Below are 25,663 nucleotides of genomic sequence, written 5' to 3' on the forward strand. Positions count from 1 at the left end.
ATATGGACACCGCGACCGCGACCGACGTCTTCACCGCGCACGAGCTGCGCTTCGAGCGCCTGCTCGAGGCCCCGCCCGAAACCGTGTGGCAATATCTCACCGATCCCGAGCTGCGCACCCGCTGGTTCATGGGCGGCGAGGTCGAGCCGCAGGTCGGCGGCAAGATCCACATGATCTTCGATCACGACAAGATTTCGGACGGCGATGCGCCGATGCCCGAGCGCTACCAGAAGAATCGCGGCAAGGCCTGGTTCGAGACGATCACCGCCTATGATCCGCCGCACCGGCTGGCATACAGCTGGGACAATGGCGATGCCGGGGAGGTCACCTTCATCCTGGAGCCGGCCGGCGAAGGCCGGACGCATCTGACGCTGGTGCATTCGGGGCTGCGCGGGGCGCAGGACGCCAGGAATTTCGGCGGCGGCTGGCACAGCCACCTCACCGCGCTCGAATTGCGGCTCAAGGGCGAGCGGGTCGAGAATTTCTGGGCGATCCACGCCGCCTCGGAGGCCAAGGCCGCGGTGGCGGTGGGGGATTAACGCCCCTTCTGGATCCCGGCGATCATCCGCCGGATCAGCCAGCGCGGAGTGAAGCGGACCGAGCCCGCCATCACCGCGTTGCGCAGGCCGGAGACCTTGACCGCGCGGTTCGCCTTGAGCGCGTTCAGCCCGTCGCGGATCACTGCATCGGGATCGGAGGCGAGGCGGCGCAGGAGGAAATCCTCCCTGGCGCCCGCCACGTCGAAGAATTCGGTCCGGGTCGGCCCGGGGCAGAGCGCGGCGACATGGACGCCGTGGCCGCGCACCTCCTCGTGCAGCGCTTCGGTGAAACTCAGCACGAAGGCCTTGCTGGCGTAATAGACCGCCATGAAGGGGCCGGGCTGGAAGGCGGCGGTCGAGGCGATATTGAGGATGCCGCCCGAACGCATCTGGATCATGCCGGGGACGACGGCGTGGCACAGCTCGACGAGCGAGCGGCAATTGACGTCGATCATTCCGATCAACGTGTCGCGGCTGACTTCCGCGACCGCGCCGTTCGCGCCGAAACCGGCATTGTTGATCAGCGTGTTCACCGCCAGGCCGCGCTTGCCGATCTCGGCGATCAGCCCGGCGGCCCCGCCCGGATCGGCCAGGTCGGCGGCGATGGTGGTGACGGTCACGCCGTGCGCCGCGCGCAGTTCGGCGGCGAGTTCCTCGAGCCGGTCGGTGCGGCGTGCGGTGAGGATCAGGTCATGCCCTTCGGCGGCGAGCGCCCGGGCAAAGCCGGTGCCGAGCCCAGCCGAAGCGCCGGTGACGAGTGCGGTGCCCATAAGTCCCCTCAGACGATCTCGAACAATCCCGCCGCACCCATACCACCCGCGGTGCACATCGACACCACCACGTACCGCACCCCGCGCCTGCGGCCCTCGATCAGCGCATGGCCGGTCAGGCGGCTGCCGGTCATCCCGAACGGATGACCGACCGCGATCGCGCCGCCATTGACGTTGAGCTTCTCCGGATCGATCCCGAGCGTGTCGCGGCAATAGAGCGCCTGGCTGGCAAAGGCCTCGTTGATCTCCCACAGCCCGATATCGGCGACGCTCAGCCCCGCGCGCGCGAGCAATTTGGGGACCGCGAAGACGGGGCCGATCCCCATCTCGTCGGGATCGCAGCCCGCGACCTGGAAGCCGCGATAGATGCCGAGGATCGGCAGGCCCTCGGCCTGCGCTGTCGCGCGGTCCATCACGATCTGTGCGGCGGCGCCGTCGGAGAGTTGGCTGGCATTGCCGGCGGTGACGTTGCGGCCCTCCTTGATCACCAGCCCGTCCTTCCACACGGGTTTGAGCGCGGACAGCGCCTCATAGGTGGTGCCGGCGCGGATGCCCTCGTCCCGGGTGACGGTCACCGTCTCGGTGCCGGTGCGGTTGCCTTCCTTGTCGTAGAGCGCCTTTTCGACCGTGATCGGGACGATCTCCCCGGCAAAGGCGCCGCTTTCGATCCCCGCGGCGGCGCGCTGCTGGCTGGCCGCGGCGAAATGGTCCTGCGCCTCGCGGCTGACCCCATAGCGCTCGGCGACGATCTCGGCGGTCTCGATCATCGCCATATAGGCGGCGGGCTCGCGGTCGGTGACCGATTTGTTCTGGTAGCGCGGGGCGTTCTTCATCGTCAGGCTGATCGATTCCATCCCGCCGGCCAGCGCCACCTCGATATCGCCCGCGATGATCGAGCGCGCGGCGAGCGCGATGGCGTTGAGCCCCGAACCGCACTTCCGGTCGAGGCTGAAGGCCGGGACGCTGTTCGGAATGCCCGCCGCGAACAGCGCCAGCCGCGCCATATTGCCGCCCTGCGTGCCCCATTGATTGCCTATGCCATAAAAGACATCGTCGATCCGGCCCGGGTCGATCCCGGCGCGGGTGATCGCCGCGTTCATCGCGTGTGCCGCCAGCACCGGCGCTTCGGTATCGTTGAAATATCCCCGCCCGGCCTTGCCGATGCCGGTCCGTGCGGTGGAGATGATCGCAGCTTCGCGCATGGGCACTCCCGATTTTCGAGTTTCGGGTATGGCGCTTAGCCGGTCGCGGTCAATCCGTGAAGACCGGCGGGCGCTTCTGCATGTTCGCCATCACCGCCTCGATCTGGTTGGGCGTGCGCAGCAGCGCCTTCTGCTCGACGCTTTCGGCCATCAGGATCGCCGCGGCGTCCCCCTCCAGATTGGCGAGGCGCTTGGCGGCGCGCACCGCCTCGGGGTTGCGTCCCGCGATCGCCTTCGCGAGCGCCATCGCCTCGGCACGGGGATCCTCGGCGATTCGGGTCATGAATCCGAAGCCCACTCCCTCCTCGGCACTGAATTCGCGCGCGGTGTAGATCAGCTCGCGCAGCACATCGTCGCGCACTCGGCCGCGCCACAGCGCATAGCCCGCCATGTCGGGCACGATGCCCCATTTCATCTCCATCGCGGAGAGCCGCGTGCCCGGCGCGACGATTCGGATATCGGCGCCGCTCGCGATCTGAAGCCCGCCGCCGAACGCGATCCCGTGCACCGCGGCGATCACCGGCACCTTGAGCGCGCGCCAGCCCCAGGCGACCTGCTGCACCTGGTTGGCGGGGCCCCAGCTGCGCGTGATGATGTCGAGCCCCGAACCGCCCGTCGCCATGTTCGCCATGTCGAGCCCCGCGCAAAAGGCGCGGCCCTCGCCCGAAAGCACCACTGCGCGCAGCCCCGAGCTTGCCTCCAGCGTTGCGATCGCATCGATGATGCCGTCGAACATTGCCGGATCGAGCGCGTTCATCTTGTCCGGCCGGGCGAGGCGGACATCGGCGATGCCGCCCTCGATCGCGATGCTGACACGTGTCTCGCTCATGTATTTTTCCTGGTAAATTGCACTTTCCCGGCGCCCCGGCCCGGCGCTATGACTAGGCCAAATCCCGAAGACGGGACAGTCGCCAAGGAGAGTGAAATGAAAGCCCTGATCGCAGCCGCAACCGCATTGCTGCTCCCCACCGCCGCACTGGCGCAGACGAGCCCTGCCCCCGCGCCTGCTGCACCCGCCGCTGACAGCGTTGCCAATATCTATGGCACCGCGCTCGGGCCGGGCTGGCAGAGCTGGCCCTGGACGGGTACAACGTCCGAACTCAGCCTTGATCTCAACGGCTCGGCGCGCAAGCCGATCAAGGTCCAGCCGGGCAGTTGGGGCGCGCTCTATCTCCACCATGACCCGTTCGACACGACGCCCTATCGCGGCATCACCTTCCTGATCCAGGTGGTGAGCGCGCCGATGAAGGTGCAGGTGATCGGGCTGGTCGGGGGCAAGCCGGTCCCGGGCAAGTCCAAGGTGATCGAGGTCGCGCCAGGCGGCTGGAAGAAGGTCGAGTTCTCGCTGGCCGATATCGGTGCGGACAAGGTGCAGCTCGACGGGCTGTGGTTCCAGAATTTCAGCGCCGAGCCCGGGCCGGCCTTCTACATCACCGAGATTTCGCTGGTCGAGTAAGGCGTTTTTGTTGACGCTGCGCTGAGCGGCGGCGCCAGCCCGCTCCCCCCTCCCGGCCTCCCTTACTTTGGTATCCTATGGGAGGCCGGGGAGGGGGGGGCGGGCTGGCGCCGTCCGTCGGCGTGAGCCGACCATAAGCGGTATCCCCGGCCCTTCTCGGTGAGGAGAAGCGGCTCGGGGAAGCCGCGGTCCAGCTTGGCGCGCAGCCGCGAGACATGGACTTCGATCACATTGGTGCCCGGATCGAAACGCAGCCCCCAGACCTGCACGAGCAGTTCCGCGCGCCCGACGCAGCGGCCGCGTGCACGGGCGAGGTAGAGCAGCAGCGCATATTCGCGTGGAAGAAGCCTGATCGGCTGCCCCGATCGGGTGACGCGGCGCTCGATCGTGTCGATGCTGAGCGGCCCGATTTCGAGCAAAGCGGGCCTCAGCCGCGCCGCGATCCGCGCGGCGATCTCGCCTGCGCTTGCCGGAAGCAGCACCGCATCGTCCGCCCCGGCATCGAGCGCATGCGCGACGCTCGCGCCGCAACCCTGGCTGAGCACCAGCATCAGCGCGCCGCGCCAGCCCTGGGCGCGGGCATCGGCGATCCGGGCCGCGGGATCGCCCTCCGCCGGGCTCCAGCCGAGCACCGCCGCGGCGGCGTCGGCGCTGGGGCGCGGCATCGGCACGAGGGTGAGGCCGCGCTGCTCCACGGCCGCTGCGAGCAGGGGGATGTCGAGCGCGCATGCGACGATGCAGGTCACCCGCGCAGGCTAGCGCCGCGCGCGCCGAAACGGAGGCAACCCTCTCCATTATGGAGCAGACAGAAGCTGCCTTGCATGACCCGCAACATAGGCGCTGGGGGAATCGGCGGCGGCTTCGAGGATCGCCCGCGCTTCCCCGGGGCAGGCGGAGGCGAGCGCGCCGATCGCGGTGACGCGCATCCGTTCGCAGGAGTGGCGAGCGGCGAAGCCGGCGGCGAGATCGAGGCCGTTGCCGCCCATCTGCGCCGCCAGCGTGAGCAGCGCCTCGGCGGCGGTGGACGTGATCGCGCGCGCGATGCGGTTCGCGGCGATGTCGAACACATATTGGTCGAGCCAGGGCTGGGCGGGGTCCGAGCCGAGGATGTTGAGCGAGACCGAGAAGCTGTCCGGGGGCAGCTGCACATGCACGTCGCGGCGCATCCGGTAGAGCATCAGCTTGCCCGGATCGAGCTTGCTGCGCTCGGCGAAGCGGAGGTTCGCACCTTCGCCGGGGAGCCCGGTCAGCGCCTCGACGTCATAATCGTAATAATCGCTCCAATAGCCGGGGCCGAAATAGCCATAGGTCAGGAACGGGAAATTATGGTCGTGCGGCAGATCGTAGAAAAAGGCCGCGGCGCCGCTGGCGCGGGTGACCGGATCGTCTCGCGCGGGCCAGAAATTGGCGCGGAGCACATAGCGGCCATTGGGTGGCCGGAGCAGGACGACCTGGGGGCTATAGCCATTGGCGGCCGCCTGGCCGGCGCAGCGCGACTTGAGCTCCTCGATCGCGAGGTCGGCGAGGAAATCGGGGTTGCGGCCGAGCCGCGCGAGGAGCGGGCCGAGCGCGGCGAATTCCTCCTCGTCGTGCGGGTCGAAGGGCGTGGCGTCGAGCGCCTCGACCAGTTCGTCGAGGGTGATCGCGCCACCCTCGCCCGGATCGATCAGGCGGGGCATGCGAGCCTGTGGCGGACCGTGGCGAGCGTGGCGGCGGCGGCGGCGCGGACTTCGGGATGCGGGTCGTTCGCCGCCATCTCCTCGAGGCGGGGAAAGGCGCTGCGGGCATCGAGGCCAAGCCATTCGCGCATCGCCGTCCAGCGCGTGTGGAAGGCCCGGTCGCGGGTGGCGGCCTCGAAGCGCGGCGCGGCGTCGATCCGGCCCATGCGGCGGAGATAGCCGAGCAGCATCTCGGTGCGCGAGCCGGCCTCGTCGGCGCTGGCGACGCGGACCAGCGCGCCATCGGCGATGCGATGCTCGCGGATCAGCGGGATCGCGCCGGGACGGATCGTGGCGGTGATCTGGAGGATCGGCCCGCTTGCTTCGCCGAAGAGCTGGGCCCGGGTGCGGCCATCGCAGCGGACGATATCGTCGTCCGCGAGGGCGAGCGGAGGCAACGGCCGGCAGGGCGCGGCTGCGGCGGCGCTGAAATCGGGCGCGAGGGGTTCGGTCTCCCAGCGGCGCAGCGTGGCGCCGCCTGCCTTCAGATAGCGGGTGACGGTGATATAGCCGGGGAAGATCAGCGTGGCGGGGCTCGGCAGCCGGCGCCCGTCGATCAGGCTGGCGCTGATCGACGCCATCGGTGCATCGATCAGCACCGCCCCGGTGCGCACCGCGTCGCGGCTGACGCGCAGGGGTGGCTCGAAAAAGGGGTTCGCCGCGAGCGCTGCGACCAGCGGGGCGAGCAGGCCGGCCCAGTCGGTTTCGGCGAGCACGGCCTCGGCGGCGTCCGCCAGCGCTTCCGGGCAGCCGCCTTCGAACCGCCGCAGGATCGCCCGACAGGCCTCCCCGTCCCGCCAGCGCTGTGCGATCTCGAGCGACGATCGCCTCGCCTCGATCAGCTGCGCGCGATCGGCCTGCGACAGCGCGTGCACGCTCAGCCCCCTGGGATCATCTCGACCACGAGCACGATCACCCCGACGATCAGCTCGAACACATCGTCGACCGACACTTCGCCCAGCCGCACCGCGCCGTGCATCGCCACCTGCGTGCCGAGTTCGGCGATCGCGCTCATTTCGATCTGGATCAAGCCCATGGCCTTCGCTCCTCTTGTTCGCGCACAGGCTATCGGCAGCCCGCCAGGAGGCTAATTAATTCCCTGTAATCTGCCGCCGGACTTGGCAGGGGCCGGGTTTGCGCCCTATCGGCGCGGCATGAGTGCGCTTACCCCCTTCGATCCCGAGCGGCTGTTCGCCGATGGCGCGCGCGGCCATGGCGGGCTGCTGGGAATCGGCTATCGCGATCATGGCGCCGATTGGTGCGAGCTGGCATTGCCCTACAAGGCCGAACTGATCGGCGATCCGGCGTCGGGCGTGCTTGCCTCGGGCCCGATCCTCGCGCTGATGGATATGGCGACGAGCTGCGGCGTGTGGCTCCGGCTGGGCGTGTTCCACGTCCATGCGACGCTCGACCTGCGCATTGACTATCTGCGCCCCGCGACCCCGGGAAAGACCGTGATCGGGCACGGCGAATGCTATCGCATCACCCGCCAGATCGCCTTTGTGCGCGGCCATGCGCATGACGGCGACCCGGACGACCCAATCGCGCATGTCGCGGGCACCTTCATGTCGACCGGCAAGGGCTATCGATGACGCTTCCCCCCTATGCCGAGGCGCTGGGCCTGATCGTCGAGCCGGGCGATGTCGCGCCGACCTATGTCATGCCGTTCGAGCACCGCGTGGTCGGGCGGCCGGGTTTCCTCCATGGCGGGGCGCTGGGTGGGCTGCTCGAAATGGCGGCGATCGGGGCGCTCAAACAGGCGCTGGCGGGAGACGGCGAGGATGGGGGTGAGGCGCGGATCAAGCCGGTCAATGTGACGGTCGATTATATGCGCGGCGGGCGCGACAAGGTCACCCGCGCGCGGGGATCGGTCACGCGGCTCGGCAATCGCATCGCCAATGTCGAGGCGGTCGCCTGGCAGGATGAGCCCGGCCGCCCGATCGCCGCGGCGCGAATGAACTATCTGATCGTGCGATAGGGCCGCGCGGCCCGCGCCTTTCCCGCGCGCGACGCCGCGATCTTCATGAGCCGCCGGAACGAGGGGCATTCGAGCTGGTTCGGCACGGGGCAGCGGACGGCATGTTCGATGCCCTTTTTCAGCGCGCCGAGCTGCCGGATCGTGCGCGAAAGCGCTTCGGCCTTTGTGGCGAGCAGCGCCCGGTCGATCTCCGGGCGCGGGCCGGTCCCGAACATCGCGCCGATCTCGTCGAGCGAGAATCCGGCCATCCGCCCCAGCGCGATCACCGAGAGTTGCTCGAGCACGCCGGGATCGAAGGTGCGCCGCAATCCGCGCCGCCCCAGCGATTCGATCAGCCCCTTCTCCTCGTAGAAGCGCAGCGTCGCGGCGGGCAGGCCCGATTGTTTCGCGACCTCCGAAATATCCATGAGCTTCATGCTTGACCTCAAGTGGACTTGAAGTGGCACGGTGCGCCGGAGAGTCGAAGCGCGCAAGGAGAAAGCCTATGGAGCCCGTCACGAAACCCCGCGGGGCGATCGCCGGCCTGTCGCTGGCGATGCTGATGGCGTCGCTTGCGACGAGCAGCGCCAACGCGGCGCTGCCGGCGCTGGCCCAGGCGTTCGCGGCGTCGTTCCAGGCGGTGCAATGGATCATCCTCGCCTATCTGCTGGCGGTCACCAGCGCGATCGTGGTCGCCGGCCAGCTGGGCGACCGGATCGGACGCCGTCGGCTGCTGCTCGCCGGAATCGCGATATTCACTACGGCCTCCCTGCTCTGCGGGCTCGCACCGGCACTGCCGCTGCTTGTCGCGGCGCGGGGCGTGCAGGGGCTGGGCGCGGCGATCATGATGGCGCTGGCCATCGGGCTTGTCGGCGAAGTCGTCGCGAAGGCGCGGATGGGGCGGGCGATGGGGCTGCTCGGCACCATGTCCGCGATCGGCACGACGCTCGGCCCGTCGCTCAGCGGCGTGCTGATCCCGCTGGCGGGATGGCAGGCGATCTTCCTGATCAATGTGCCGCTGGGCGCGCTGGTGCTCATGCTGGTCGGGCGCCACGTGCTGGCGGATGGCGGGACCGGCCTGTCGGGCCCCCGCATCGACCATGCCGGGATCGCCTTGCTGCTCGCCGCGCTCGCCGCCTATGCGCTGGCGATGACGATCGGCCATGGCCGCTTCGGCCTGGCCAGTGCCGCGCTGCTTCTCGGGGCATTCGGGGCAGGGGGCGCCTTCCTGCTGGTCGAGGCGAGGAGCGCGTCGCCGCTGATCCGGCTTAGCCTGTTCCGCGATCCGGCCTTGCGCACGGGGCTCGCGACGAACGCGCTCGTCTCGACCGTGCTGATGGCGACCCTGGTGGTGGGTCCCTTCTATCTGTCGGGCGCCTTGGGGCTCGATGCGGCGATCGTGGGGATGGTGCTGTCGGCCGGACCGCTCGTCGCGGCGCTTGCCGGCGTACCGGCCGGCCGGTTCGTCGATCGCTTCGGCGCCGGGCGGATGAGCCTCGCCGGCCTCGCCGCGATGACCGCCGCCGCGCTCGCGCTCAGCCTGATCCCGGCGGGCGCGGGGATCGCCGGCTATGTGCTGCCGATCGGGGTGATGACGTGCGGCTATGCGATGTTCCAGGCGGCGAACACGACCGCGATCATGGCGGATGCGCCGCCCGCGCAGCGCGGCCTCGTCTCGGGAATGCTCAATCTCTCGCGCAACCTCGGGCTGCTCACCGGCGCGTCGGCGATGGGCGCGGTGTTCGCGTTCGGCGTGGCGGGCGACATCGCCACCGCACCGCCCGAAGCGATCGCCGCCGGCATGCGGACGACCTTCGCCGTAGCGACCGCGCTGCTCGCCCTGGCGCTGGGCATGGCCGCCCGGCGCGGCGTCCCTCCCGCTATTTCGCCGGCGTCAGCCTGAGCAGCCGCCCCGGCGACCCCCCGCCATCCTCGAGCAGCCAGATCGCCCCGTCGGGCCCTTCCTCGACCTCGCGGATGCGCGCGCCCATCGCCCATTGGTCGCCCTTGGTCGCATTGGTGCCGTCGAGGTGGACGCGGATCAGCGCCTGGCCGGAGAGCGCGGCGACGAAGAGGTCGCCCCTCCACTGCGGCCACATCCGCCCCGAATAGATCATCATGTCGCCGGGCGAGATCGAGGGGTTCCAGAAGACCTTGGGCGGCTCGAAGCCGTCGCCGGGGGCGTGATCGGGGATCGGCGTGTTGTCGTAATTGTCGCCGTTCGAGGCCTTGGGCCAGCCATAGTTGAGCCCGGGCTGGATCAGGTTGATCTCGTCGCCGCCTTTGGGGCCCATCTCGATCTCCCAGAGATTGCCCTTCGCGTCGAAGCTGATGCCCAGCAGGTTGCGATGGCCGTACGACCAGATCGCCGGATCGAAGCCCTTGGCGGCGAGCGGATTGCCCGCCGCGGGCGTCCCGTCGTCGTTGAGACGCAGCACCTTGCCGAGGGTCACTGCGGGATCCTGCGCCGGGGTGAATTTCTGCCGCTCGCCATTGGTGAAGAAGAGATGCCCGTCGGGCGCGAAGGCGATGCGGCCCGAGAAATGGCCATCGCCCTCGACATAGGGGTGGGCGCGGAAGATCACCTGGACGTCCTTGAGCGACGGCGAGTCGCCATCGACCAGCGTACCGCGGGCGAGCGCGACGCCCTTCAGGCCGTCGGCATTCTCTTCGGAGAAGCTGAAATAGACGAGCCGGTTCTGCTTGAACTTGGGGTGGAGGACGACGTCCATCAGCGCGCCCTGCCCCTCGCTCGAGACCGCGGGGGTGCCGCTCACCACTTTCCGCGAGACCCCGTCCTTCGAGACCAGCAGCAGCTGGCCCTGCTTCTCGGTGATCAGCATCCGCCCATCGGGAAGGAAGGTCATCGCCCAGGGCGAATCGAGATCGGCCATCACCTCGACCTTGAACGGCCCCGCCATGCCCGGCTGCGCCGAGGCGCCGGTGCCCGAATTGCAGGCGGCGAGCAGGGCGATCAGGGGCAGCAGGGTGCGGGGCTTGAGCATCGTCGATCCTTCGCGGGATAGTGCGTTGCGCAACGTTTGAGCGCTCCGCCGGGTCCGGTCAACGGCACCGCATCTGCCCGGCGGGCACTTCGCGGAAATCGGTGAGGCGGATCGCGGGGAAACTTTCGGGCCAGCTTTCGAAGGCGACGCGCCCGCCGCCCATCAGCGTGCACACGCTGGTGCGGTTGCCCTTGTGGCCGGGCTTGGTGACGATGAAGGCGGTATAGTCGTACCAGTTGGGCGTGCCGTTGGTGACCGAGAGCATCGTCATCCCACTATGGTCGAGCGTGGCGATCAGTTCGCCGGGCCGGGCGCTGTCGTCGCTGCCCGTCGCCAGCCGCGCGCCGGCGGGCTGGCCATTCTCGACATGGAAGAACCAGGTCTCGCCCATATGAATGAGCAGCCCGGATTCGGATTCCTGAATGACACCAGGTTGACACGGGTGACACCAAGAATGCGAAAAAACCGGGGCTGGCGCGAGTGACAACACGGCCAAGGCGAGCAGCGCGGGAATGGCGGCGATCGTCATGTCGGAATCCTCGCAGCGCCGATGATCGGCATGCGGAGGATTTCACTGCAATTCCAACATTGAAAGCGGAATCTGCAGGAGGCGCGCGCGGGAGGGCGCGTTAGGATTGCGTCAACCATAAAGCGCTAGCCCCGGACGGCGCGAACAGGGGCAGAAGATGCGGCTTATCGTCCATATGGGCTTTCACAAGACGGCCTCGACTCATCTCCAGGATCTGATGAACCGCAACCAGGCCCGGATTGCCGAACGGGGCATCTGGTATCAGCCCGAGCCCGGTTATCCCGCGCACCACGGCGCCGCGAATCCGCTGCTCGTCGGCGATACCGCTCCGTTCGAGGCGATGATCGCCGATGCCCGCGCGGCCGGTTGCCACACCATGATCTTCTCGTCGGAGAATCTCGAGGGCCTGGTCTTCAACGCCTCGATCGCCGCGCTGCTCGAAGAGACCGCGGCGGCGAAGGGCGTGACCGAAATCGAATGGCACGCGGTGATCCGTGAGCCCGGCGCCTATTTCGAAAGCATTCATCCCCAGCTGAGCTGGCACACCTATGCCGACGGGCTGCACATGTTCGCCGAGGTGATGAAGAAGGGCGTCCTCTTCCTGCCCGAGCCGCATCCCGGCGACGATGCCACGCCCTATTGGTTCTTCTGCTTCGATTATCTGCCCTTCCTGTCGGCCTTTGCCGAGGGGCGCGCGCTTTTCGTCCATGATTTCGCCGATCGCAGTCCCTATCCGGGCTGGCGGATGATCGAGCGGCTGGGGCTGCTCGACTCCATGGTCGAACAGGCGCAGGGCGACGGGCTCAATCACCGGCTTCCTCCCGACCGCGTCGCCAAATTCTTCCGCAAGCGGTTGCGCGAAGCCGCGGGCGATCATGCCACCTGGGCGATGGTGCGCGAAGCGGTGCGGGCGCATATGGCCGCCAATCTCGCCACCGTGCCGGTCTATGCCAAGGCCGTGGGAGAGCGGTACGGCGAGAGCTATCGCCAGGCACTCGCGGTGTTCGGCCCCGAGACGTGGGAGCGCCGCGCAGCCGCCTGAGGCGGCGTTATCTCTCGCCCGGCTCCAGATCGCGCGCGACCTTGGGATCGCGGAGCAATTTGTCGATATGGCTGCCCTCGTCGAAGCTCTCGTCCGCGAGGAATTTGAGCTTCGCCGCATATTTGAGGTTCACCCGGCTGGCGACCTCGCGCTGGAGATAGGCGGTGTTGGTCCTGAGCGCCTTGAGCACCGCCTCCTCGTCCTTGCCGAGCAGCGGCTTCACGAACACGGTGGCGTGGCGCAGATCGGGCGACATGCGGACTTCGGTGACCGAGACGAGATGCTTCGCCAGCGTCTCGTCATGGACATCGCCGCGTTGGAGAATGCCGGAGAGGGCATGGCGCACCTGCTCGCCCACCTTGAGCAGGCGGACCGAGCGGTTTTCGGGGGTTTCGGCGTGCTTCATGTCGACCTCAATTCCCTCTCCCCTTGTGGGAGAGGGAGGGAGCAAGCGTAGCTTGCGGAAGGGCGAGGGGGAGCGAGTCTTGAATCCCCCTCATCCTTCCCAAGCCTTCGGCTTGGGCCCCTTCCTTCTCCCACAAGGGGAGAAGGAGTTTAGAACTACAGCGTCCGTTCGCGCAGCTCGACCTCGAAGGTTTCGAGATAGTCGCCCGCCTTGATGTCGGTGAAGTTCTGGCTGAACGTCACGCCGCATTCGAGCCCTGCGCGGACTTCGGGGACATCGTCCTTGAAGCGCCGCAGCGACGCGATCTCACCCTGATAGATGATGACATCCTCGCGGGTGATACGCGCCTTGAGCGCCTTGCGGATGACGCCCTCGGTGACGAGCAGGCCCGCCGCCTTGCCATGCTTGCCCGCGGAGAAGACCTCGCGGATTTCGGCGCGGCCGACGACCGTTTCGAACGCCTCGGGGCCGAGCTGGCCGGCCATGCCCGCGCGGATCTCGTCGGTCAGGTCGTAGATCACGTCGTAATATTTGAGCGCGACCTTGTGCCGGTCGGCGATTTCGCGCGCCTTGGCGTTGGGGCGGACGTTGAAGCCGATGATCGGGGCGCCCGAAGCCGCCGCGACATTGACGTCGCTCTCGGTGATGCCGCCGACGCCCGAATGCAGGATGCGCACGCGGATATCGTCGGTCGAGATCTTGTTGAGCGAGCCGATGATCGCCTCGACGGTGCCCTGCGTGTCCGCCTTGACCACCAGCGGATATTCCATCGCCTGCTTTTCCTTGAGCGCGCTGAACATGCTCTCGAGGCTGGCGGGGGTGTTGGTGGTGCGCTTGTTCTGGATGACGCCGGCGCGATAGGCGGCGACTTCGCGGGCGCGCGCCTCGTTCTCGACGACCTGGAGCGGATCGCCAGCCATCGGCACGCCCGAGAGGCCGAGCACCTCGACCGGCATCGACGGGCCGGCTTCCTTGAGCTGGCGGCCCTTGTCGTCGACCAGCGCACGGACCTTGCCGCTCTCCGCGCCGACGACGAACACGTCGCCGACCTTCAGCGTGCCCCGGGTCACGAGCACGGTCGCGACCGGACCGCGGCCCTTGTCGAGCTTGGCCTCGATCACCGTGCCTTCGGCGGCGCGATCGGGATTGGCCTTGAGCTCGAGGATTTCGGCCTGGAGCTGGATCTTGGCGATCAGCTCGTCGAGCCCGGTCTTCTTGAGCGCCGAAACCTCGACGTCCTGCGTCTCGCCACCCATCGCCTCGACCTGCACGTCATGCTCGAGCAGGCGCTCGCGCACGCGCTGGGCATTGGCTTCGTGCTTGTCGATCTTGTTGATCGCCACGATCATCGGCACCCCGGCCGCCTTGGTATGGTTGATCGCCTCGATCGTCTGCGGCATCAGCCCGTCGTCGGCGGCCACCACCAGCACGACGATGTCGGTGACGTTGGCGCCGCGCGCGCGCATCTCGGTGAACGCCTCATGGCCCGGCGTGTCGAGGAAGGTGATCTTCGACTTGTCCTTCAGCGTGACCTGATAGGCGCCGATATGCTGGGTGATGCCGCCGGCCTCGCCCTTGACGACATCGGTGCCGCGCAGCGCGTCGAGCAGCGAGGTCTTGCCGTGATCGACATGACCCATGATCGTCACCACCGGCGGACGCGGCTGGAGCGCGTCCTCGGCATCCTCGACGGTATCGACCGCGAGATCGATGTCCGAATCGGACACGCGAACGATGTTGTGGCCGAATTCGGTGACGAGCAGTTCGGCGGTGTCCTGGTCGATCGTCTGCGTCATCGTGACGGGCATGCCCATCTTGAACAGCGTCTTGACCAGGTCGGCGCCCTTTTCGGCCATGCGGTTGGCGAGTTCCTGGACGGTGATCGTCTCGGGCACCTGGACGTCGCGGACCTGCTTGGCCTGGGGCTCGCGCGGGCCGCCGAGGCGGCGATGCTCCTTCTCGCGAGCGCGCTTGAGCGCGGCGAGGCTGCGGGCACGGGCGCCGTCATTGTCGCCGAGCGCGCGGTTGACCGTGAGCTTGCCCGACTGGCGGCGATCGTCGCCGCCCTTGCGGTCGCGCGACGGGCGCGCGGGCTCGGGCGGGCGCTTGAGGCCTGCGGGACCGCCGCTCGGGGCGGGACGCGCGGCGGGGCTCGACGCCTCCTCGCGCACCGGCTCGGGGGCCGGCGCGGGCTTGGGCGCGGGGCGCGGGATTTCGGGACGCGCGACCGGCGTGAAGCGGCGCGGCGCGGGGCGGTTCGGATCGAGCTGGAGCTCGACCGGCGCGGGGGCGGGGGGCGCGGGCGCCGGAGCGGGCTCGGGCGCAGGCGCTTCGGCCATGGGCGCGGGAGTCGCCGGCGCATTGGCGGCGGCGGCTTCGGCGCGTGCCTTTTCCTCGGCGCGGCGGACTTCGGCCTCGGCAGCCTCGATGCGCTCGCGCTCCTCGCGGCGGCGCGATTCCTCGGCCTGCTGGAGGCGCTGTTCCTCGGCTTCGCGCAGCATGCGGGTCTGACGCTCCTGCGCGGTCTCGCCGGCAGGCGTGGCGGGGCGCGGCGCCGGCGCGGGGGCAGGCGCGGCTGCGGGCACGGGCTCGGGCGCGGCCTCGACCAGTTCCTCGGTCGCGCGGTCTTGCGGCCCAAGGATACGGCGGCGCTTCACTTCGACCACGACGGTGTTCGACCGGCCATGGCTGAAGCTCTGCTTCACCTTGCCCGTCTCGACCGTGCGCTTGAGGCCCAGCGGCGCGCGCATGCCCAGTTTCGGCTTTTCGTTTTCGGTGTCGCTCATGCGGCTGCTCAAAGTCCTTCGGTCAAAATCGTGTCGGTGTGCGACCCGCCAACAGGCGGGAGCGCGGATGCGCCTTGCGAGACAGTTTCGCAAGGTGCGGGATAGGGTTCGGGTCCGATAAAGTGCAGCCAGCGGTCGAGCGCATCGCTCACCCGCTTCGCCGCCCGGGCGTCGGTAAGTCCGGCATGTACCACATTTTCGCGGCCAAGCGCCAAGGACAATATGGTGCGTGGGATCGGCAGAACCAAGCCCTTGAGCCCGCTGCCTTCGCGATCGGAGCCGACGCGCCACGCCTGGGCGAGCTTGCCCGCGCCGTCGGCGCCCGCGTCGCTCGCGTGGAGCAGCAGGTGCAGCTTGCCCGAGCGCGCGGCCTTGTCGAGCTTCTCGCCGCCGGTGACGACCCCGCCCGCCTTGGCTTCGAGGCCCAGCCGGTCGAGCGCGCCGCGCTGCAGCTGCGCCGCGATCCGCTCGCCGAGATCCTCGGGGATGCGGATGTCGCCGGTCTTGAAGGCGCGCGCGAGCGCGCCCTTGAGCTTGCCCTTGCCCTGGGCGGTTTCCAGCTCGGCGCGCGTCACGCCGATCCACGCGCCACGGCCGGGAGCCTTGGCGCGGATATCGGGAAGCACTTCGCCGTCGGGCGACAGGACGAGGCGCACGAGATGCTCGCGCGCCTCCCTGTCACCCGAAAGTATGCACTTCCGGATGGGCCCGTCTTGGGGGGAGCCTAGGCTATCATTGTTCGGATTCCGCAACAGCGTCCTCCGAACTTGCGGCCGCATCCTCGTCCGCGAACCAGTGCGCACGCGCAGCCATGATGATCTCGTTGCCCTGCTCGTCGCTCAGGCCATATTCGGCAAGCACGCCGCCCTTGTGCTCGGGGCGCTTGGGGGCGTCCTCGTTGCGGCGGCGCGGCTCCTGGCGCTTCTTCTCGACCAGCTCGTCGGTGGCGAGGTCGGCGAGATCGTCGAGCGTCTTGATCCCCGCCTTGCCGAGCGTGACCAGCATCGCTTCGGTGAGATAGGGCATGGTTGCCAGATCGTCCTCGACGCCGAGTTCGCGGCGCAGCTGGCGATTGGCTTCCTCGCGGCGCTCGAGCGCTTCGGTCGCGCGGCTCTGCAGCTCCTGGCCGAGTTCGTCGTCGAAGCCCTCGATCGAGGCGATCTCGTCGAGCTCGACATAGGCGACCTCCTCGAGCGATCCGAAGCCCTCGGCGACCAGCAGCTGGGCCAGCGTCTCGTCGACGTCGAGCTCGTTCTGGAACATCTCGCTGTTCTGGACGAACTCGCGCTGGCGCTTCTCGCTGGCATCGGCCTCGGTCAGGATGTCGATCGCCTTGCCGGTCAGCTGGCTGGCGAGGCGGACATTCTGGCCGCGGCGGCCGATCGCGAGGCTCAGCTGGTCGTCGGGGACGACGACTTCGATGCGGTCATCCTCTTCGTCGATCACGACGCGGCTGACATTCGCCGGCTGGAGCGCGTTGACGACGAAGGTCGCGGTGTCGGGCGACCAGGGGATGATGTCGATCTTCTCGCCCTGCATCTCCTGGACGACCGCCTGGACGCGGCTGCCCTTCATGCCGACGCAGGCGCCGACCGGATCGATGCCGCCGTCATGGCTGATCACGCCGATCTTGGCGCGGCTGCCCGGATCGCGCGCCGCGGCCTTGATCTCGATGATGCCGTCGTAAATCTCGGGCACTTCCTGCGCGAACAGCTTCTTCATGAACTCGGGATGCGCGCGGCTCAGGAATATCTGCGGGCCCCGGTTCTCGCGGCGGACGTTGAGGATGATCGAGCGGACCCGGTCGCCGACGCGGACGATCTCGCGCGGGATCTGCTGGTCGCGGCGGATCACGCCCTCGGCGCGGCCCAGGTCCACGACGATATGGCCGAACTCGACGCGCTTGACGACGCCGGTGATGATCTCGTTCTGGCGGTCCTTGAATTCCTCGAACTGGCGCTCGCGCTCGGCGTCGCGGACCTTCTGGAAGATGATCTGCTTCGAGGCCTGGGCCTGGATGCGGCCGAACTCGATCGGGGGCAGCGGATCGACGATGAAGTCGCCGACCTTGGCGTCCTTCTGGAGTTTCTGCGCGCCCTTGAGATCGACCTGCTTGAAATAGTCGTCCACCGCCTCGACCACCTCGACGACGCGCCACAGGCGGAGGTCGCCGGTATTGGGGTCGAGCTTGGCGCGGATATCGTTCTCGATGCCATAGCGGTTCTTGGCGGCGCGCTGGATCGCGTCCTCCATCGCCTCGATCACGATGGCGCGGTCGATCAGCTTTTCCTTGGCGACCGAATCGGCGATCGCGATCAGCTCGGCCTTGTTGGCGGAAATGGCAGTGGCCATCAGTCTTGTTCCTCTGTCTCGAATTCTTCGGCGCCCTCGCTGGAAAGGGGCGCGGTTGCGGCAATCAAAGCGTCGGTCATCACCAGCTTGGCGTCGGCGATCATCGCGAACGGCACGGTGACGAGCTTGTATTTATGGACATCGACGGTGACGTTATCGCCGCCAATCCCCATCAGGATTCCGGTGAGCTGCTTGCGGCCATCCTCGGTCGGGCCGGTCAGGTTGAGGCGGGCCTCGAACCCCTTCCAGTCGTCATAATCCTGGAGGCGGGTGAGCGGGCGGTCGATCCCCGGCGAGCTGACCTCGAGCCGATAGGCATGATCGATCGGATCCTTGCCCTTGGCTTCCAGTTCGTCGAGCACGTCCGAGATGCGGCGCGAGAGCGCGGCGCAATCCTCGATGGTGAGCTGGCGGGTGTCGGGCCGCTCGGCCATCACCTGCAGCGTCGGATCGCTGGTCCCGCCGAACATCTTGACGCGCACGAGGTCGAGCCCGAGCGCCTTGGCCTCGGGTTCGATCAGCGTCGTCAGTGCGGCGATGTCCGCCATGGGGGTCCTTTGAACGAATATGCGTCTTCGCTACCGGACCCTTGCGGGACCGGCTCGGCATGTTTGACGATGTCGAGAAAGCAGGGGCGATATACGCCCGACCGGCTTATTGGGCAATAGGGGCGATCAGGCCGGGTTGAACCTGTCCAGAAACGCCCCGACCCGCGTCAGGAAATCGGCCTCGTTCTTCGGATCGTCGAGCCCGTGCCCCTCGCCCGGATAGACGACGAATTCGTGCGGGCGGCCCAATTTGGTCAGCGCGTCGTGGAGCTGGACCGACTGGATGACGGGCACATTGTCGTCGTCCGCCCCGTGGGCGATCAGGATCGGGGTGCGCAGCCGCGCGACCTGGGCGAGCGGTGAGATCGATTCGAGTTCGAACCCGCGATTGCCCCGGATCCGCGTCCGCCAGCCCTTGAAGCTGCGTCCGCTCTCGAAGCCGGGCCTGTCGTAGCGGAGCTGCCCGGCAATGTCCGAAATGCCCGCGAAGCTGATCGCGCAGCGATAGAGTTCGGGGTTCCTGACCGCCGCCCACATCGCCGCATAGCCGCCGAACGACGCGCCCATGATGCACACCCGCCCCGGATCGGCGATTCCCTGGCTGGCAAGCCAGCGCACGCCGTCGTCGATATCGTTCTGCATCCCCCGGCCCCATTCGCCGTCGCCCTTTTCGACGAAGCCTCGGCCGAAGCCGGTCGAGCCGCGGAAATTGGGCTGGAGCACCGCATAGCCCTTCGACGCCAGATACTGGACCCAGCTGTCATAGCGCATGTCGTCGCGTGCGAAGGGGCCGCCATGGGGCATCACGATCAGGGGGAGCTTTGCGGGATCGCGGCCGACGGGGAGCGTCAGATAGCCGCCGATCTCCAGCCCGTCGCGCGCGGCGTAGCGGACCGATTTGACCGGGGCGAGGCGCTTGCCGGCGAGCGCGGAGCGCGGGCGGGCGAGCAGCCTGGCCGCGTTCGCGCCGCTGTCGAAGAGATACCAGGCGCCGGGATCATTGGGGGCGCTGCTCCACACGAGCAGGCGGGCGCGGTCGTCGCTCATCGAGGCGATGCGGTTGACCGTGCCGGGCAGCGCGGCATCGACCCGGTCCTGGAGCGCCTTGAGGCCCGGATCGAGCCACAGCGTCTCCTCCTGATCCTCGGTCAGGATCACGCCGAGCAGATTGCCCTTCTGGTCGGTCTGGAACCCGTCGATATCGACGCGCGGATTTTCGTAGATCAGCTCGCCGATCCGGTCGTCCGAGAAATCGTAGCGGTAGAGCGCGTAGCGGCCATCGCCGCCGCCCGCGACGGCATAGCCGCGGTCGCTGCCCTGCACCGGCACGACCTGGTCGATCTCGAGAGTCTCGTCCGCGGCATCGCGGCGGCGGGTCCGCGCGAATTCCTGGCCGTCGTTCGCGCGGTAGAGCAGCCAGCGCTTGTTGCCCTCATAGCCCACGCCCGCGCGGATCACCCCCGCGGTATCGGCATACCAGTTCGACACATGCTCCTGCGGCGCGACGATCCGCACCGTCTCGCCGGTCGCGAGATCGACGCGGTCGACCGCCGGAAGGCCATGCTTCGCGCCGGTCGTGCTCAGCAGCAGGAAGCGGCCGGCGGGATCGATATGGAGAATCTCGTCGCCTTCGCCCTGGCTGCGCTGCGAGAGCGGCGTGAGGCCCGACGTGGCGAGATCGAGCGCGAACAGCCGCGTGCCGCGGCCATCGGCAAGGGTGAGGACGAGCCGGCCCTTGCCCGCCCAGCGGAACGCCTGGACGCTCTGGCCCGCGGGGAGCGCGACCGGCTTGGCGGTGAAATCGGGCGCTGCGGCATCGAGGACCAGCAGGCGCGGCTTGTCCTGATCGAGCGCGCGCACCGCGATGCGGGTGCCGTCGGGCGAGAGCACCGGATCGGCGAGCGTCGGCGGTGCGGCGAAATCGGCGGCCGTGGGCGTATCGACGGCAAGCGGCGGATCGGCGGCGAGCGCCAACCCGGACAGTCCCAATATGCACGCGGCAACAGCCGCGCGAACCCAAGTAAAATTCATGGATGGCCCCCGCCAAACCCAGCTTCGCACAATGCCAGACAAGTGCTCCTACGAAAAGCGCATTTCGCCTGAAATTCCGCGCGCTTGGCCTGCGCCGAAACGATTGCCTCAGGGCGGGTTATGCTTGTCGAGGAACGCGCCGATGCGGGTGTAGAAATCGGTCGCATTGGCCGGATTGTCGAAGCCGTGACCCTCGCCCTTATACTCGACATAGTCGTGCGGCCGGCCGAGCTGGGTCAGCGCGCCATGGAGCCGGCGCGACTGGCTGATCGGAACGGTGTCGTCCTCGGTGCCGTGCGCGATCAGGATCGGCACGGTCATCCGCGCGGCGAGGCGCAGCGGCGAGATCTGGTCGAGATCGAAATCCTTGGTCCCCTGGATGCGCTCGCGCCAGTTGCGGAAATAGCGCGAGGCAATGAACGAGCCGCGGCTGAACCGCAGCTGCGACGCGAGATCGGAGACCCCTGCGAAGCTGATCGCGCACCGGTAGATCTCGGGATTGCGCACCGCCGCCCATTGCGCGGCATAGCCGCCGTACGAGCCGCCCATGATGCACACGCGCTTGGGATCGATCACGCCCTCGCCGGCGAGCCATTTGACCCCGTCGTCGAGATCGTCCTGCATCGCGCGGCCCCATTGGCCGGTGCCCTTTTCGACGAAATTGCGCCCGAATCCGGTCGAGCCGCGGAAATTGGGCTGGAGCACCGCATAGCCGCGGCTCGCCAGATATTGCGCCTGCGGATCGAAGCTCAGTTCGTCGCGGATATAGGGCCCGCCATGCGGCATCACGATCAGCGGCAGGCCCTTGGGGTCGCGGCCCGCGGGCAAGGTCAGATAGCCGCGGATCTCGAGCCCGTCGCGCGCCTTGTAGCGCACCGGTTTCACGGTCGAGAGGCGCTTGTCGGTCAACTGGCTATAGGGCTGGGCGAACAACGCCATCTCGCCGGTCTTGCGGTCGAGCAGCAGATAGTCGCCGGGCCGGTCTGCGGCGCCGCTCCACACCATCATCCGCATCTTGTCCTCGCTGACCGAGACGATGCGGTTGACGAGCCCCGGCAGCGCGCGGTCGATCCGCTCCTGCTGATGCTTGAGCACCGGATCGTACCAGATCGTCTCGGCATGCTCGTCGGTGAGGAAGACGCCCTTCACCGCCCCGGCCTGATCGATGTCGAACGTGTCGATATCGACCGAGGGGTGCTCGTAGACCAGCTCGCCAAGATCGTCCTTGAGGAAATCATAGCGGAACAGTGCGAGCCGCCCGCTCTTGGCGGTGGCGACGGCATAGCCCTGGTCGCTGCCCGCCACGAGGAAGAATTCGGAGACGTTGCTGTCTTCGCCGCGATTGCCGTTGATGCTCACGGTCCGCTTGAACATCTCGCCATCCTTCTGGCGATAGAGCAGCCACCATTCGGCGCCGTCGATCCCCATCCCCGCGCGCACCGCGCCCGTGGAATCGGCATACCAGGCCCAGACATGCTCGCGCGGGGTGACGATGCGCTCGGACTTGCCCGTGGACAGATCGACGCGGAACACCGCGGGATAATCATAGATGGTCGGTTGGGTGCTCAGCAGCAGGAACGCGCCTGCGCGGTCGACGAAGATCACATCGTCGCCGTCCACCCCCTGCTGCGAGGGGCCGACGAAGCGGACCTTGCCACTACCCAGATCGAGCTCGACGAGGCGGGTCATGCGCACCTCGTCGCCCATCAGATCGGCCTTGCGGCTGACGCTGACGAGCAGTCGCTCTGGCCCCGCCCAGCGCATCCATTCGATCTGGTGCCCCTCGGGCAGCGACACCGGATTGACCCGCCGCTGGGGCCCCGAAATATCGACCAGCAGCACCACGGGCTTGCCCTCGATCAGGCCCTCGGCCGCGACGTGCAGCCCGTCGGGGGCGAGCTGCGGCGCGAGCAGCACCGGGCGCGCGCCGAAATCGGCGGCGCTGGGCGACACGAGTTCGGGATCGGCGGCGCGCCCCGGGCCGGCGCAGGCGAGCGCGCACACGGCAAGGCCGAGCCCGAAAAGCTTATGAAGCATGATCTTATCCCCAACCCCAACCCGTCATGAGGATGCGGTCGGCGGGCGAGTCGCGCAAGTCGAAATCAGCGGCTAGGAAAGCGCGATGGCGAAGCTCTATTTCTACTATGCCTCGATGAACGCGGGCAAATCGACGACCCTGCTCCAGGCCGATTTCAACTATCGCGAGCGGGGGATGCGGACGTTGCTCTTCACCGCGGGGATCCATGACCGCGGCGGCAAGGGCGTGATCGATTCGCGCATTGGGCTCAAGATGAGCGCGATCCCCTTCGACGATGCGACCGACCTGCGGCTGATCGCCGAGGAGGAGCATTTCAAGGCGCCGCTCGCCTGCATCCTGGTCGATGAATCGCAATTCCTCTCGGCCACGCAGGTGCGCCAGCTCGCGCATCTGGCCGATGAGGTGGGGATTCCGGTGCTCTGCTATGGCCTGCGCACCGATTTCCAGGGCCGGCTCTTTCCCGGCAGTTCGGAGCTGCTCGCGCTCGCGGACGCGCTGATCGAGATCAAATCGGTGTGCGAATGCGGGCGCAAGGCGACGATGAACCTGCGCGTCGACGATGCGGGCAATGCGATCCGCGAAGGGGCGCAGAAGGAGATCGGCGGCAATGAACGTTACGTCGCCCTTTGCCGCAAACACTTCATGCAGCGTACAGCTTCGGCGGTTTAGAGATTGGGCTGGTGCCGCACCTCGGCGAGAGCCGAGCAAAGGATCCCCGCAAAGAGGGGCAGATGAGGAACCCGTGATGCTCAAGACCCTGACCCTGGCGATCATCGCTGCCGCCGCCATCCCCGCCGCCGCGCAGGCGCAGGGGGTCGGCCCCACGCCCGGCCCGCGCTCGGGCGAGCGCGCCGACATCCTCTTCGCGACCAATAACGGCATCCGCACCTTCACCCCCGAGCGGGAGGGGCGCGGCGTCTGGCTCGAGGATAATCACCGGACCTGGTATTATGCCAGCTTCTACACGCGCTGCCTCGATCTGCCCTATTCGTTCGGCGTCGGCTTCAAGACCTTCGGCGGATCGAGCACGCTCTCGCGCGGCGACACGATCATCGCCGGGCGCGAGACCTGCCGCATCGCCGATATCGTCCGCAGCGGCCCGCCGCCGGAAAAGCCGCGGCGCGTCCGCAAGCCGCGCGCGCGGCACTGATCCCGGCATCATTGCGGGAAGGCGCCCGTGCCCCTAAGTCCGGGGTGCGGGCGGAGGAGTGCGTGTTCTGGGCGGTCTGATCTACGATATTGCCGTTTGGCTGGTGCCGCTCGTCATTGCGATCGTGTTCCATGAGGTGGCGCACGGACTGGTCGCCAACATGCTCGGCGATCCGACCGCGGCCGAGCGCGGGCGGCTTAGCTTCAATCCGATCAAGCATGTCGATCCGGTGGGGACGATCGGGCTGCCGCTGGTGCTCGCGGTGAGCGGCGCGCCGATCTTCGGCTGGGCCAAGCCGGTGCCGGTCGATTTCGCCCGGCTGCGCAATCCGCGCGTGGACATGGTGCTGGTGGCGCTTGCCGGTCCGCTGATGAACGTGTTCCTCGGCGCGCTCGCCGCGGCCGCGATCGGCCTGCTCGCGAGCGTGACGGGCGATGCGGCCTTTACCGGCATGACCCGCTTCCTCGCCGAAAATCTGTTCAACTTCCTGATGATCAACATCTTCCTCGCAGTGTTCAACCTGATCCCGCTGCCGCCGTTCGACGGCGGGCATGTCGTCGCGGGGCTGATGCCGCGTTCGCTGCTGCCCGCCTATGCCCAGGTCGCGCGCTTCGGCATTCCGATCATGTTCCTGGTGGTGCTGGTGCTGCCGATGATCTCGCCGCGGCTCAGCATCGTCCAGAATGTCGTCGCGCCGATCGCGACGGGCATCGTCAAGCTATTCCTTGGGAGCGCGCTGCCGGGCGTCTAAGGACTCGAGCGGTGCATGGCTGGATCATCCTCGACAAGCCCTTGGGGCTGGGCTCGACGCAGGGCGTGAGCGCGGTCAAGCGCGCGCTGCGGGAAGGCGGGTACGGCAAGTACAAGGTCGGCCATGGCGGGACGCTCGATCCGCTGGCGACGGGAGTGTTGCCGATCGCGATCGGCGAGGCGACCAAGCTGGCCGGGCGGATGCTCGACGGCGACAAGGTGTATGACTTCACGGTGAGGTTCGGGGTCGAGACCGACACGCTCGATCTCGAGGGGAAGCCGATCGCGGAGTCGGACGCGCGTCCGACGCCGGCCGAGATCGACGCGGTCCTTCCGCGCTTCGCTGGCCCGATCGAACAGGTGCCGCCCGCCTATTCGGCGATCAAGGTGGATGGCGAGCGGGCCTATGATCTGGCGCGGGCGGGGGAAGCGGTCGAGCTGAAGGGCCGGAGCGTAACCGTTCACTCTCTCTTCCGTCACTCCGGCCTTGAGCCGGGGTCCCGCTATAGCTCCGCGTTGGACAGCGCCACCCCGGCTCAAGGCCGGGGTGGCGGGTTGGAAGAAGTCACCCTCACCGCCCATGTTTCCAAGGGCACCTATATCCGCAGCCTCGCCCGCGATATCGCCCGCGCTCTCGGCACCGTCGGCCATGTCACCATGCTCCGCCGCACCAAGGCAGGTCCCTTCACCCTCGATTCCGCGATTTCGCTGGACAAACTGGCGGATGCCGCTAAGGCGCGCACGCTTGAAGACTGCCTCCTGCCGTTGAGGGCGGGGCTGGACGACATCCCGGCTCTATCCCTCACCCCCGATCAGGCAGGGCTGCTCCGTCAGGGGCGGGTCTTGATCGGGATCGCCGCTGACGATGGCCAACACTTCGCGCTGCTGGGCGATACGCCAGTCGCGCTGGTCGAGGCCGATGCCGGGGAAGTCCGGGTCGTCCGCGGGTTCAATTTATGAAGATGTCGAAGGAAAACACATGACGATCACTGCCGAGCGCAAGGAAGCGCTCATCAAGGAACATGGTCTCGCCGCCGGCGACACCGGCAGCCCCGAAGTCCAGGTCGCGATCCTCACCGAGCGCATCGTCAACCTGACCGAGCACTTCAAGGGCCACGCCAAGGACAATCACTCGCGCCGCGGCCTGCTGACCATGGTCAACAAGCGCCGCAGCCTGCTCGCCTATCTCAAGGCGAAGGACACCGAGCGCTACGAAGCACTCATCGCGAAGCTGGGTCTTCGCAAGTAACACGGGGCGGCCTCCTTCGGGGGGCCGTTTCACTATCGGCAAGGCGCAATCCGGTGCCCTGCCGAGGCGGAAAATTACCGCCACCGGGCCCTACACAGGGCCTCTCTAAAGGAACCGGCACGGCATCTGGCCGCC

Annotated in this window: 28 protein-coding genes; 11 read left to right on the plus strand and 17 right to left on the minus strand. The window is 67.9% G+C overall.

From position 1 onward, the window contains the following. Positions 1 to 2: 2 nt before the first annotated feature. Complete coding sequence (locus OF829_RS07065) at positions 3 to 539, plus strand: SRPBCC family protein (protein WP_264939276.1); 537 nt, start codon at positions 3 to 5, stop codon at positions 537 to 539. Here OF829_RS07065 and OF829_RS07070 read toward each other — a convergent pair. From OF829_RS07070 to OF829_RS07080, 3 genes are read right to left on the minus strand one after another with little or no spacing between them, the layout of a single operon-like run. Continuing rightward, positions 536 to 1,309 carry an SDR family NAD(P)-dependent oxidoreductase gene (locus tag OF829_RS07070; protein WP_264939277.1) on the minus strand — a complete coding sequence of 258 codons (774 nt, stop codon included), beginning with the start codon at positions 1,307 to 1,309 and terminating at the stop codon, positions 536 to 538. The genes OF829_RS07065 and OF829_RS07070 overlap by 4 nt on opposite strands. Before the next feature lie 8 nt (positions 1,310 to 1,317). After that, entirely contained in the window at positions 1,318 to 2,511 is a 1,194-nt protein-coding gene (locus OF829_RS07075) for an acetyl-CoA C-acyltransferase (protein WP_264939278.1), read from the minus strand. 49 nt (positions 2,512 to 2,560) lie between these two features. After that, positions 2,561 to 3,340, minus strand: coding sequence for a crotonase/enoyl-CoA hydratase family protein (locus OF829_RS07080; RefSeq protein WP_264939279.1), 780 nt, complete (start codon positions 3,338 to 3,340; stop codon positions 2,561 to 2,563). A 96-nt stretch (positions 3,341 to 3,436) separates the two neighbouring features. On the opposite strand from OF829_RS07080, the gene OF829_RS07085 reads away from it, so the two are divergent. Continuing rightward, positions 3,437 to 3,967: a hypothetical protein gene (locus OF829_RS07085; RefSeq protein WP_264939280.1), complete on the plus strand. Its 531-nt coding sequence runs from the start codon at positions 3,437 to 3,439 to the stop codon at positions 3,965 to 3,967. Positions 3,968 to 4,029: 62 nt separating this feature from the next. Here OF829_RS07085 and OF829_RS07090 read toward each other — a convergent pair whose 3' ends face one another. Genes OF829_RS07090 through OF829_RS07105 form a run of 4 tightly spaced genes read right to left on the minus strand, consistent with a single transcriptional unit; the run spans position 4,030 to position 6,721 of the window. Continuing rightward, entirely contained in the window at positions 4,030 to 4,713 is a 684-nt protein-coding gene (locus tag OF829_RS07090) for a winged helix-turn-helix domain-containing protein (protein WP_264939281.1), read from the minus strand. Between the two features lie 48 nt (positions 4,714 to 4,761). Next, complete coding sequence (locus tag OF829_RS07095; RefSeq protein ID WP_264939282.1) at positions 4,762 to 5,646, minus strand: transposase; 885 nt, start codon at positions 5,644 to 5,646, stop codon at positions 4,762 to 4,764. Then, on the minus strand, positions 5,634 to 6,560 hold the full coding sequence (locus OF829_RS07100; protein WP_264939283.1) for a hypothetical protein: 927 nt from the start codon (positions 6,558 to 6,560) through the stop codon (positions 5,634 to 5,636). The genes OF829_RS07095 and OF829_RS07100 overlap by 13 nt, the downstream gene beginning before the upstream one ends. Before the next feature lie 2 nt (positions 6,561 to 6,562). After that, positions 6,563 to 6,721 carry a hypothetical protein gene (locus OF829_RS07105; RefSeq protein ID WP_264939284.1) on the minus strand — a complete coding sequence of 53 codons (159 nt, stop codon included), beginning with the start codon at positions 6,719 to 6,721 and terminating at the stop codon, positions 6,563 to 6,565. 118 nt (positions 6,722 to 6,839) lie between these two features. Here OF829_RS07105 and OF829_RS07110 point away from each other — a divergent pair, with 118 nt between their 5' ends. Both OF829_RS07110 and OF829_RS07115 read left to right on the plus strand, forming a co-directional pair. Beyond that, complete coding sequence (locus tag OF829_RS07110; protein ID WP_264939285.1) at positions 6,840 to 7,277, plus strand: PaaI family thioesterase; 438 nt, start codon at positions 6,840 to 6,842, stop codon at positions 7,275 to 7,277. Beyond that, a complete protein-coding gene (locus tag OF829_RS07115) occupies positions 7,274 to 7,663 on the plus strand; it encodes a PaaI family thioesterase (RefSeq protein ID WP_264939286.1) in 390 nt (129 codons plus the stop codon). Before OF829_RS07110 ends, OF829_RS07115 begins: the two co-directional genes overlap by 4 nt. Here OF829_RS07115 and OF829_RS07120 read toward each other — a convergent pair. After that, complete coding sequence (locus OF829_RS07120; protein ID WP_264939287.1) at positions 7,645 to 8,079, minus strand: helix-turn-helix domain-containing protein; 435 nt, start codon at positions 8,077 to 8,079, stop codon at positions 7,645 to 7,647. The two genes, OF829_RS07115 and OF829_RS07120, sit on opposite strands and share 19 nt — an antisense overlap. 68 nt (positions 8,080 to 8,147) lie before the next feature. Between OF829_RS07120 and OF829_RS07125 the strand changes: the two genes are divergently transcribed. Then, positions 8,148 to 9,545 carry an MFS transporter gene (locus OF829_RS07125; RefSeq protein ID WP_264939288.1) on the plus strand — a complete coding sequence of 466 codons (1,398 nt, stop codon included), beginning with the start codon at positions 8,148 to 8,150 and terminating at the stop codon, positions 9,543 to 9,545. Here the strand turns inward: OF829_RS07125 and OF829_RS07130 are convergent. Both OF829_RS07130 and OF829_RS07135 read right to left on the minus strand, forming a co-directional pair. After that, the gene (locus OF829_RS07130) at positions 9,523 to 10,647 is read right to left on the minus strand and encodes a PQQ-dependent sugar dehydrogenase (protein ID WP_264939289.1); all 1,125 of its coding nucleotides are present in this window, start codon (positions 10,645 to 10,647) and stop codon (positions 9,523 to 9,525) included. The genes OF829_RS07125 and OF829_RS07130 overlap by 23 nt on opposite strands. 58 nt (positions 10,648 to 10,705) lie before the next feature. Next, the gene (locus OF829_RS07135; protein WP_264939290.1) at positions 10,706 to 11,038 is read right to left on the minus strand and encodes a hypothetical protein; all 333 of its coding nucleotides are present in this window, start codon (positions 11,036 to 11,038) and stop codon (positions 10,706 to 10,708) included. A gap of 295 nt (positions 11,039 to 11,333) precedes the next feature. Between OF829_RS07135 and OF829_RS07140 the strand changes: the two genes are divergently transcribed. After that, complete coding sequence (locus tag OF829_RS07140; protein WP_264939291.1) at positions 11,334 to 12,218, plus strand: hypothetical protein; 885 nt, start codon at positions 11,334 to 11,336, stop codon at positions 12,216 to 12,218. A 7-nt stretch (positions 12,219 to 12,225) separates the two neighbouring features. Here OF829_RS07140 and rbfA read toward each other — a convergent pair whose 3' ends face one another. The 7 genes from rbfA to OF829_RS07175 all read right to left on the minus strand — a co-directional run bounded on the left by rbfA (position 12,226) and on the right by OF829_RS07175 (position 22,378). After that, complete coding sequence (gene rbfA, locus OF829_RS07145; RefSeq protein WP_264939292.1) at positions 12,226 to 12,624, minus strand: 30S ribosome-binding factor RbfA; 399 nt, start codon at positions 12,622 to 12,624, stop codon at positions 12,226 to 12,228. A gap of 155 nt (positions 12,625 to 12,779) precedes the next feature. Further along, positions 12,780 to 15,410: a translation initiation factor IF-2 gene (gene infB / locus OF829_RS07150; RefSeq protein ID WP_264939293.1), complete on the minus strand. Its 2,631-nt coding sequence runs from the start codon at positions 15,408 to 15,410 to the stop codon at positions 12,780 to 12,782. Between the two features lie 8 nt (positions 15,411 to 15,418). Continuing rightward, positions 15,419 to 16,162: a DUF448 domain-containing protein gene (locus tag OF829_RS07155; RefSeq protein ID WP_406701408.1), complete on the minus strand. Its 744-nt coding sequence runs from the start codon at positions 16,160 to 16,162 to the stop codon at positions 15,419 to 15,421. Then, positions 16,143 to 17,762 (minus strand): transcription termination factor NusA, encoded by a 1,620-nt coding sequence (gene nusA / locus OF829_RS07160; protein WP_264939295.1) that lies wholly within the window; start codon positions 17,760 to 17,762, stop codon positions 16,143 to 16,145. Before nusA ends, OF829_RS07155 begins: the two co-directional genes overlap by 20 nt. Continuing rightward, positions 17,762 to 18,310 carry a ribosome maturation protein RimP gene (gene rimP / locus OF829_RS07165; protein ID WP_264939296.1) on the minus strand — a complete coding sequence of 183 codons (549 nt, stop codon included), beginning with the start codon at positions 18,308 to 18,310 and terminating at the stop codon, positions 17,762 to 17,764. The genes nusA and rimP overlap by 1 nt, the downstream gene beginning before the upstream one ends. 126 nt (positions 18,311 to 18,436) lie before the next feature. After that, the gene (locus OF829_RS07170) at positions 18,437 to 20,341 is read right to left on the minus strand and encodes a S9 family peptidase (RefSeq protein ID WP_264939297.1); all 1,905 of its coding nucleotides are present in this window, start codon (positions 20,339 to 20,341) and stop codon (positions 18,437 to 18,439) included. 108 nt (positions 20,342 to 20,449) lie between these two features. Next, the gene (locus tag OF829_RS07175; protein ID WP_264939298.1) at positions 20,450 to 22,378 is read right to left on the minus strand and encodes an alpha/beta hydrolase family protein; all 1,929 of its coding nucleotides are present in this window, start codon (positions 22,376 to 22,378) and stop codon (positions 20,450 to 20,452) included. A gap of 85 nt (positions 22,379 to 22,463) precedes the next feature. Here OF829_RS07175 and OF829_RS07180 point away from each other — a divergent pair, with 85 nt between their 5' ends. From OF829_RS07180 to rpsO, 5 genes are all read left to right on the plus strand, one after another. Then, the gene (locus OF829_RS07180) at positions 22,464 to 23,048 is read left to right on the plus strand and encodes a thymidine kinase (protein WP_264939299.1); all 585 of its coding nucleotides are present in this window, start codon (positions 22,464 to 22,466) and stop codon (positions 23,046 to 23,048) included. 76 nt (positions 23,049 to 23,124) lie between these two features. Continuing rightward, a complete protein-coding gene (locus tag OF829_RS07185) occupies positions 23,125 to 23,529 on the plus strand; it encodes a DUF6491 family protein (protein ID WP_264939300.1) in 405 nt (134 codons plus the stop codon). Positions 23,530 to 23,632: 103 nt separating this feature from the next. Beyond that, complete coding sequence (locus OF829_RS07190) at positions 23,633 to 24,280, plus strand: site-2 protease family protein (RefSeq protein WP_264939301.1); 648 nt, start codon at positions 23,633 to 23,635, stop codon at positions 24,278 to 24,280. Positions 24,281 to 24,291: 11 nt separating this feature from the next. Continuing rightward, positions 24,292 to 25,239, plus strand: coding sequence for a tRNA pseudouridine(55) synthase TruB (gene truB / locus OF829_RS07195; protein ID WP_264939302.1), 948 nt, complete (start codon positions 24,292 to 24,294; stop codon positions 25,237 to 25,239). A 19-nt stretch (positions 25,240 to 25,258) separates the two neighbouring features. Then, positions 25,259 to 25,528: a 30S ribosomal protein S15 gene (gene rpsO, locus OF829_RS07200; RefSeq protein ID WP_264939303.1), complete on the plus strand. Its 270-nt coding sequence runs from the start codon at positions 25,259 to 25,261 to the stop codon at positions 25,526 to 25,528. Positions 25,529 to 25,663: the final 135 nt, after the last annotated feature.

It is taken from the genome of Sphingomonas caeni (genome assembly GCF_026013415.1).
GTDB lineage: Bacteria > Pseudomonadota > Alphaproteobacteria > Sphingomonadales > Sphingomonadaceae > Sphingomonas > Sphingomonas caeni.

Bases quoted from the DNA above. Each gene is read 5' to 3' on its own strand.
- OF829_RS07080 (WP_264939279.1), bottom strand. From the start codon at position 3,340: ATGAGCGAGACACGTGTCAGCATCGCGATCGAGGGCGGCATCGCCGAT.
- nusA (WP_264939295.1), bottom strand. From the start codon at position 17,762: ATGGCCACTGCCATTTCCGCCAACAAGGCCGAGCTGATCGCGATCGCC.
- OF829_RS07170 (WP_264939297.1), bottom strand. From the start codon at position 20,341: ATGAATTTTACTTGGGTTCGCGCGGCTGTTGCCGCGTGCATATTGGGA.
- rbfA (WP_264939292.1), bottom strand. From the start codon at position 12,624: ATGAAGCACGCCGAAACCCCCGAAAACCGCTCGGTCCGCCTGCTCAAG.
- OF829_RS07110 (WP_264939285.1), top strand. From the start codon at position 6,840: ATGAGTGCGCTTACCCCCTTCGATCCCGAGCGGCTGTTCGCCGATGGC.
- OF829_RS07065 (WP_264939276.1), top strand. From the start codon at position 3: ATGGACACCGCGACCGCGACCGACGTCTTCACCGCGCACGAGCTGCGC.
- rpsO (WP_264939303.1), top strand. From the start codon at position 25,259: ATGACGATCACTGCCGAGCGCAAGGAAGCGCTCATCAAGGAACATGGT.
- OF829_RS07070 (WP_264939277.1), bottom strand. From the start codon at position 1,309: ATGGGCACCGCACTCGTCACCGGCGCTTCGGCTGGGCTCGGCACCGGC.
- OF829_RS07115 (WP_264939286.1), top strand. From the start codon at position 7,274: ATGACGCTTCCCCCCTATGCCGAGGCGCTGGGCCTGATCGTCGAGCCG.
- OF829_RS07120 (WP_264939287.1), bottom strand. From the start codon at position 8,079: ATGAAGCTCATGGATATTTCGGAGGTCGCGAAACAATCGGGCCTGCCC.
- OF829_RS07180 (WP_264939299.1), top strand. From the start codon at position 22,464: ATGGCGAAGCTCTATTTCTACTATGCCTCGATGAACGCGGGCAAATCG.
- rimP (WP_264939296.1), bottom strand. From the start codon at position 18,310: ATGGCGGACATCGCCGCACTGACGACGCTGATCGAACCCGAGGCCAAG.
- infB (WP_264939293.1), bottom strand. From the start codon at position 15,410: ATGAGCGACACCGAAAACGAAAAGCCGAAACTGGGCATGCGCGCGCCG.
- OF829_RS07135 (WP_264939290.1), bottom strand. From the start codon at position 11,038: ATGGGCGAGACCTGGTTCTTCCATGTCGAGAATGGCCAGCCCGCCGGC.
- OF829_RS07095 (WP_264939282.1), bottom strand. From the start codon at position 5,646: ATGCCCCGCCTGATCGATCCGGGCGAGGGTGGCGCGATCACCCTCGAC.
- OF829_RS07085 (WP_264939280.1), top strand. From the start codon at position 3,437: ATGAAAGCCCTGATCGCAGCCGCAACCGCATTGCTGCTCCCCACCGCC.
- OF829_RS07185 (WP_264939300.1), top strand. From the start codon at position 23,125: ATGCTCAAGACCCTGACCCTGGCGATCATCGCTGCCGCCGCCATCCCC.
- OF829_RS07130 (WP_264939289.1), bottom strand. From the start codon at position 10,647: ATGCTCAAGCCCCGCACCCTGCTGCCCCTGATCGCCCTGCTCGCCGCC.
- OF829_RS07175 (WP_264939298.1), bottom strand. From the start codon at position 22,378: ATGCTTCATAAGCTTTTCGGGCTCGGCCTTGCCGTGTGCGCGCTCGCC.
- OF829_RS07105 (WP_264939284.1), bottom strand. From the start codon at position 6,721: ATGGGCTTGATCCAGATCGAAATGAGCGCGATCGCCGAACTCGGCACG.
- OF829_RS07125 (WP_264939288.1), top strand. From the start codon at position 8,148: ATGGAGCCCGTCACGAAACCCCGCGGGGCGATCGCCGGCCTGTCGCTG.
- OF829_RS07140 (WP_264939291.1), top strand. From the start codon at position 11,334: ATGCGGCTTATCGTCCATATGGGCTTTCACAAGACGGCCTCGACTCAT.
- OF829_RS07075 (WP_264939278.1), bottom strand. From the start codon at position 2,511: ATGCGCGAAGCTGCGATCATCTCCACCGCACGGACCGGCATCGGCAAG.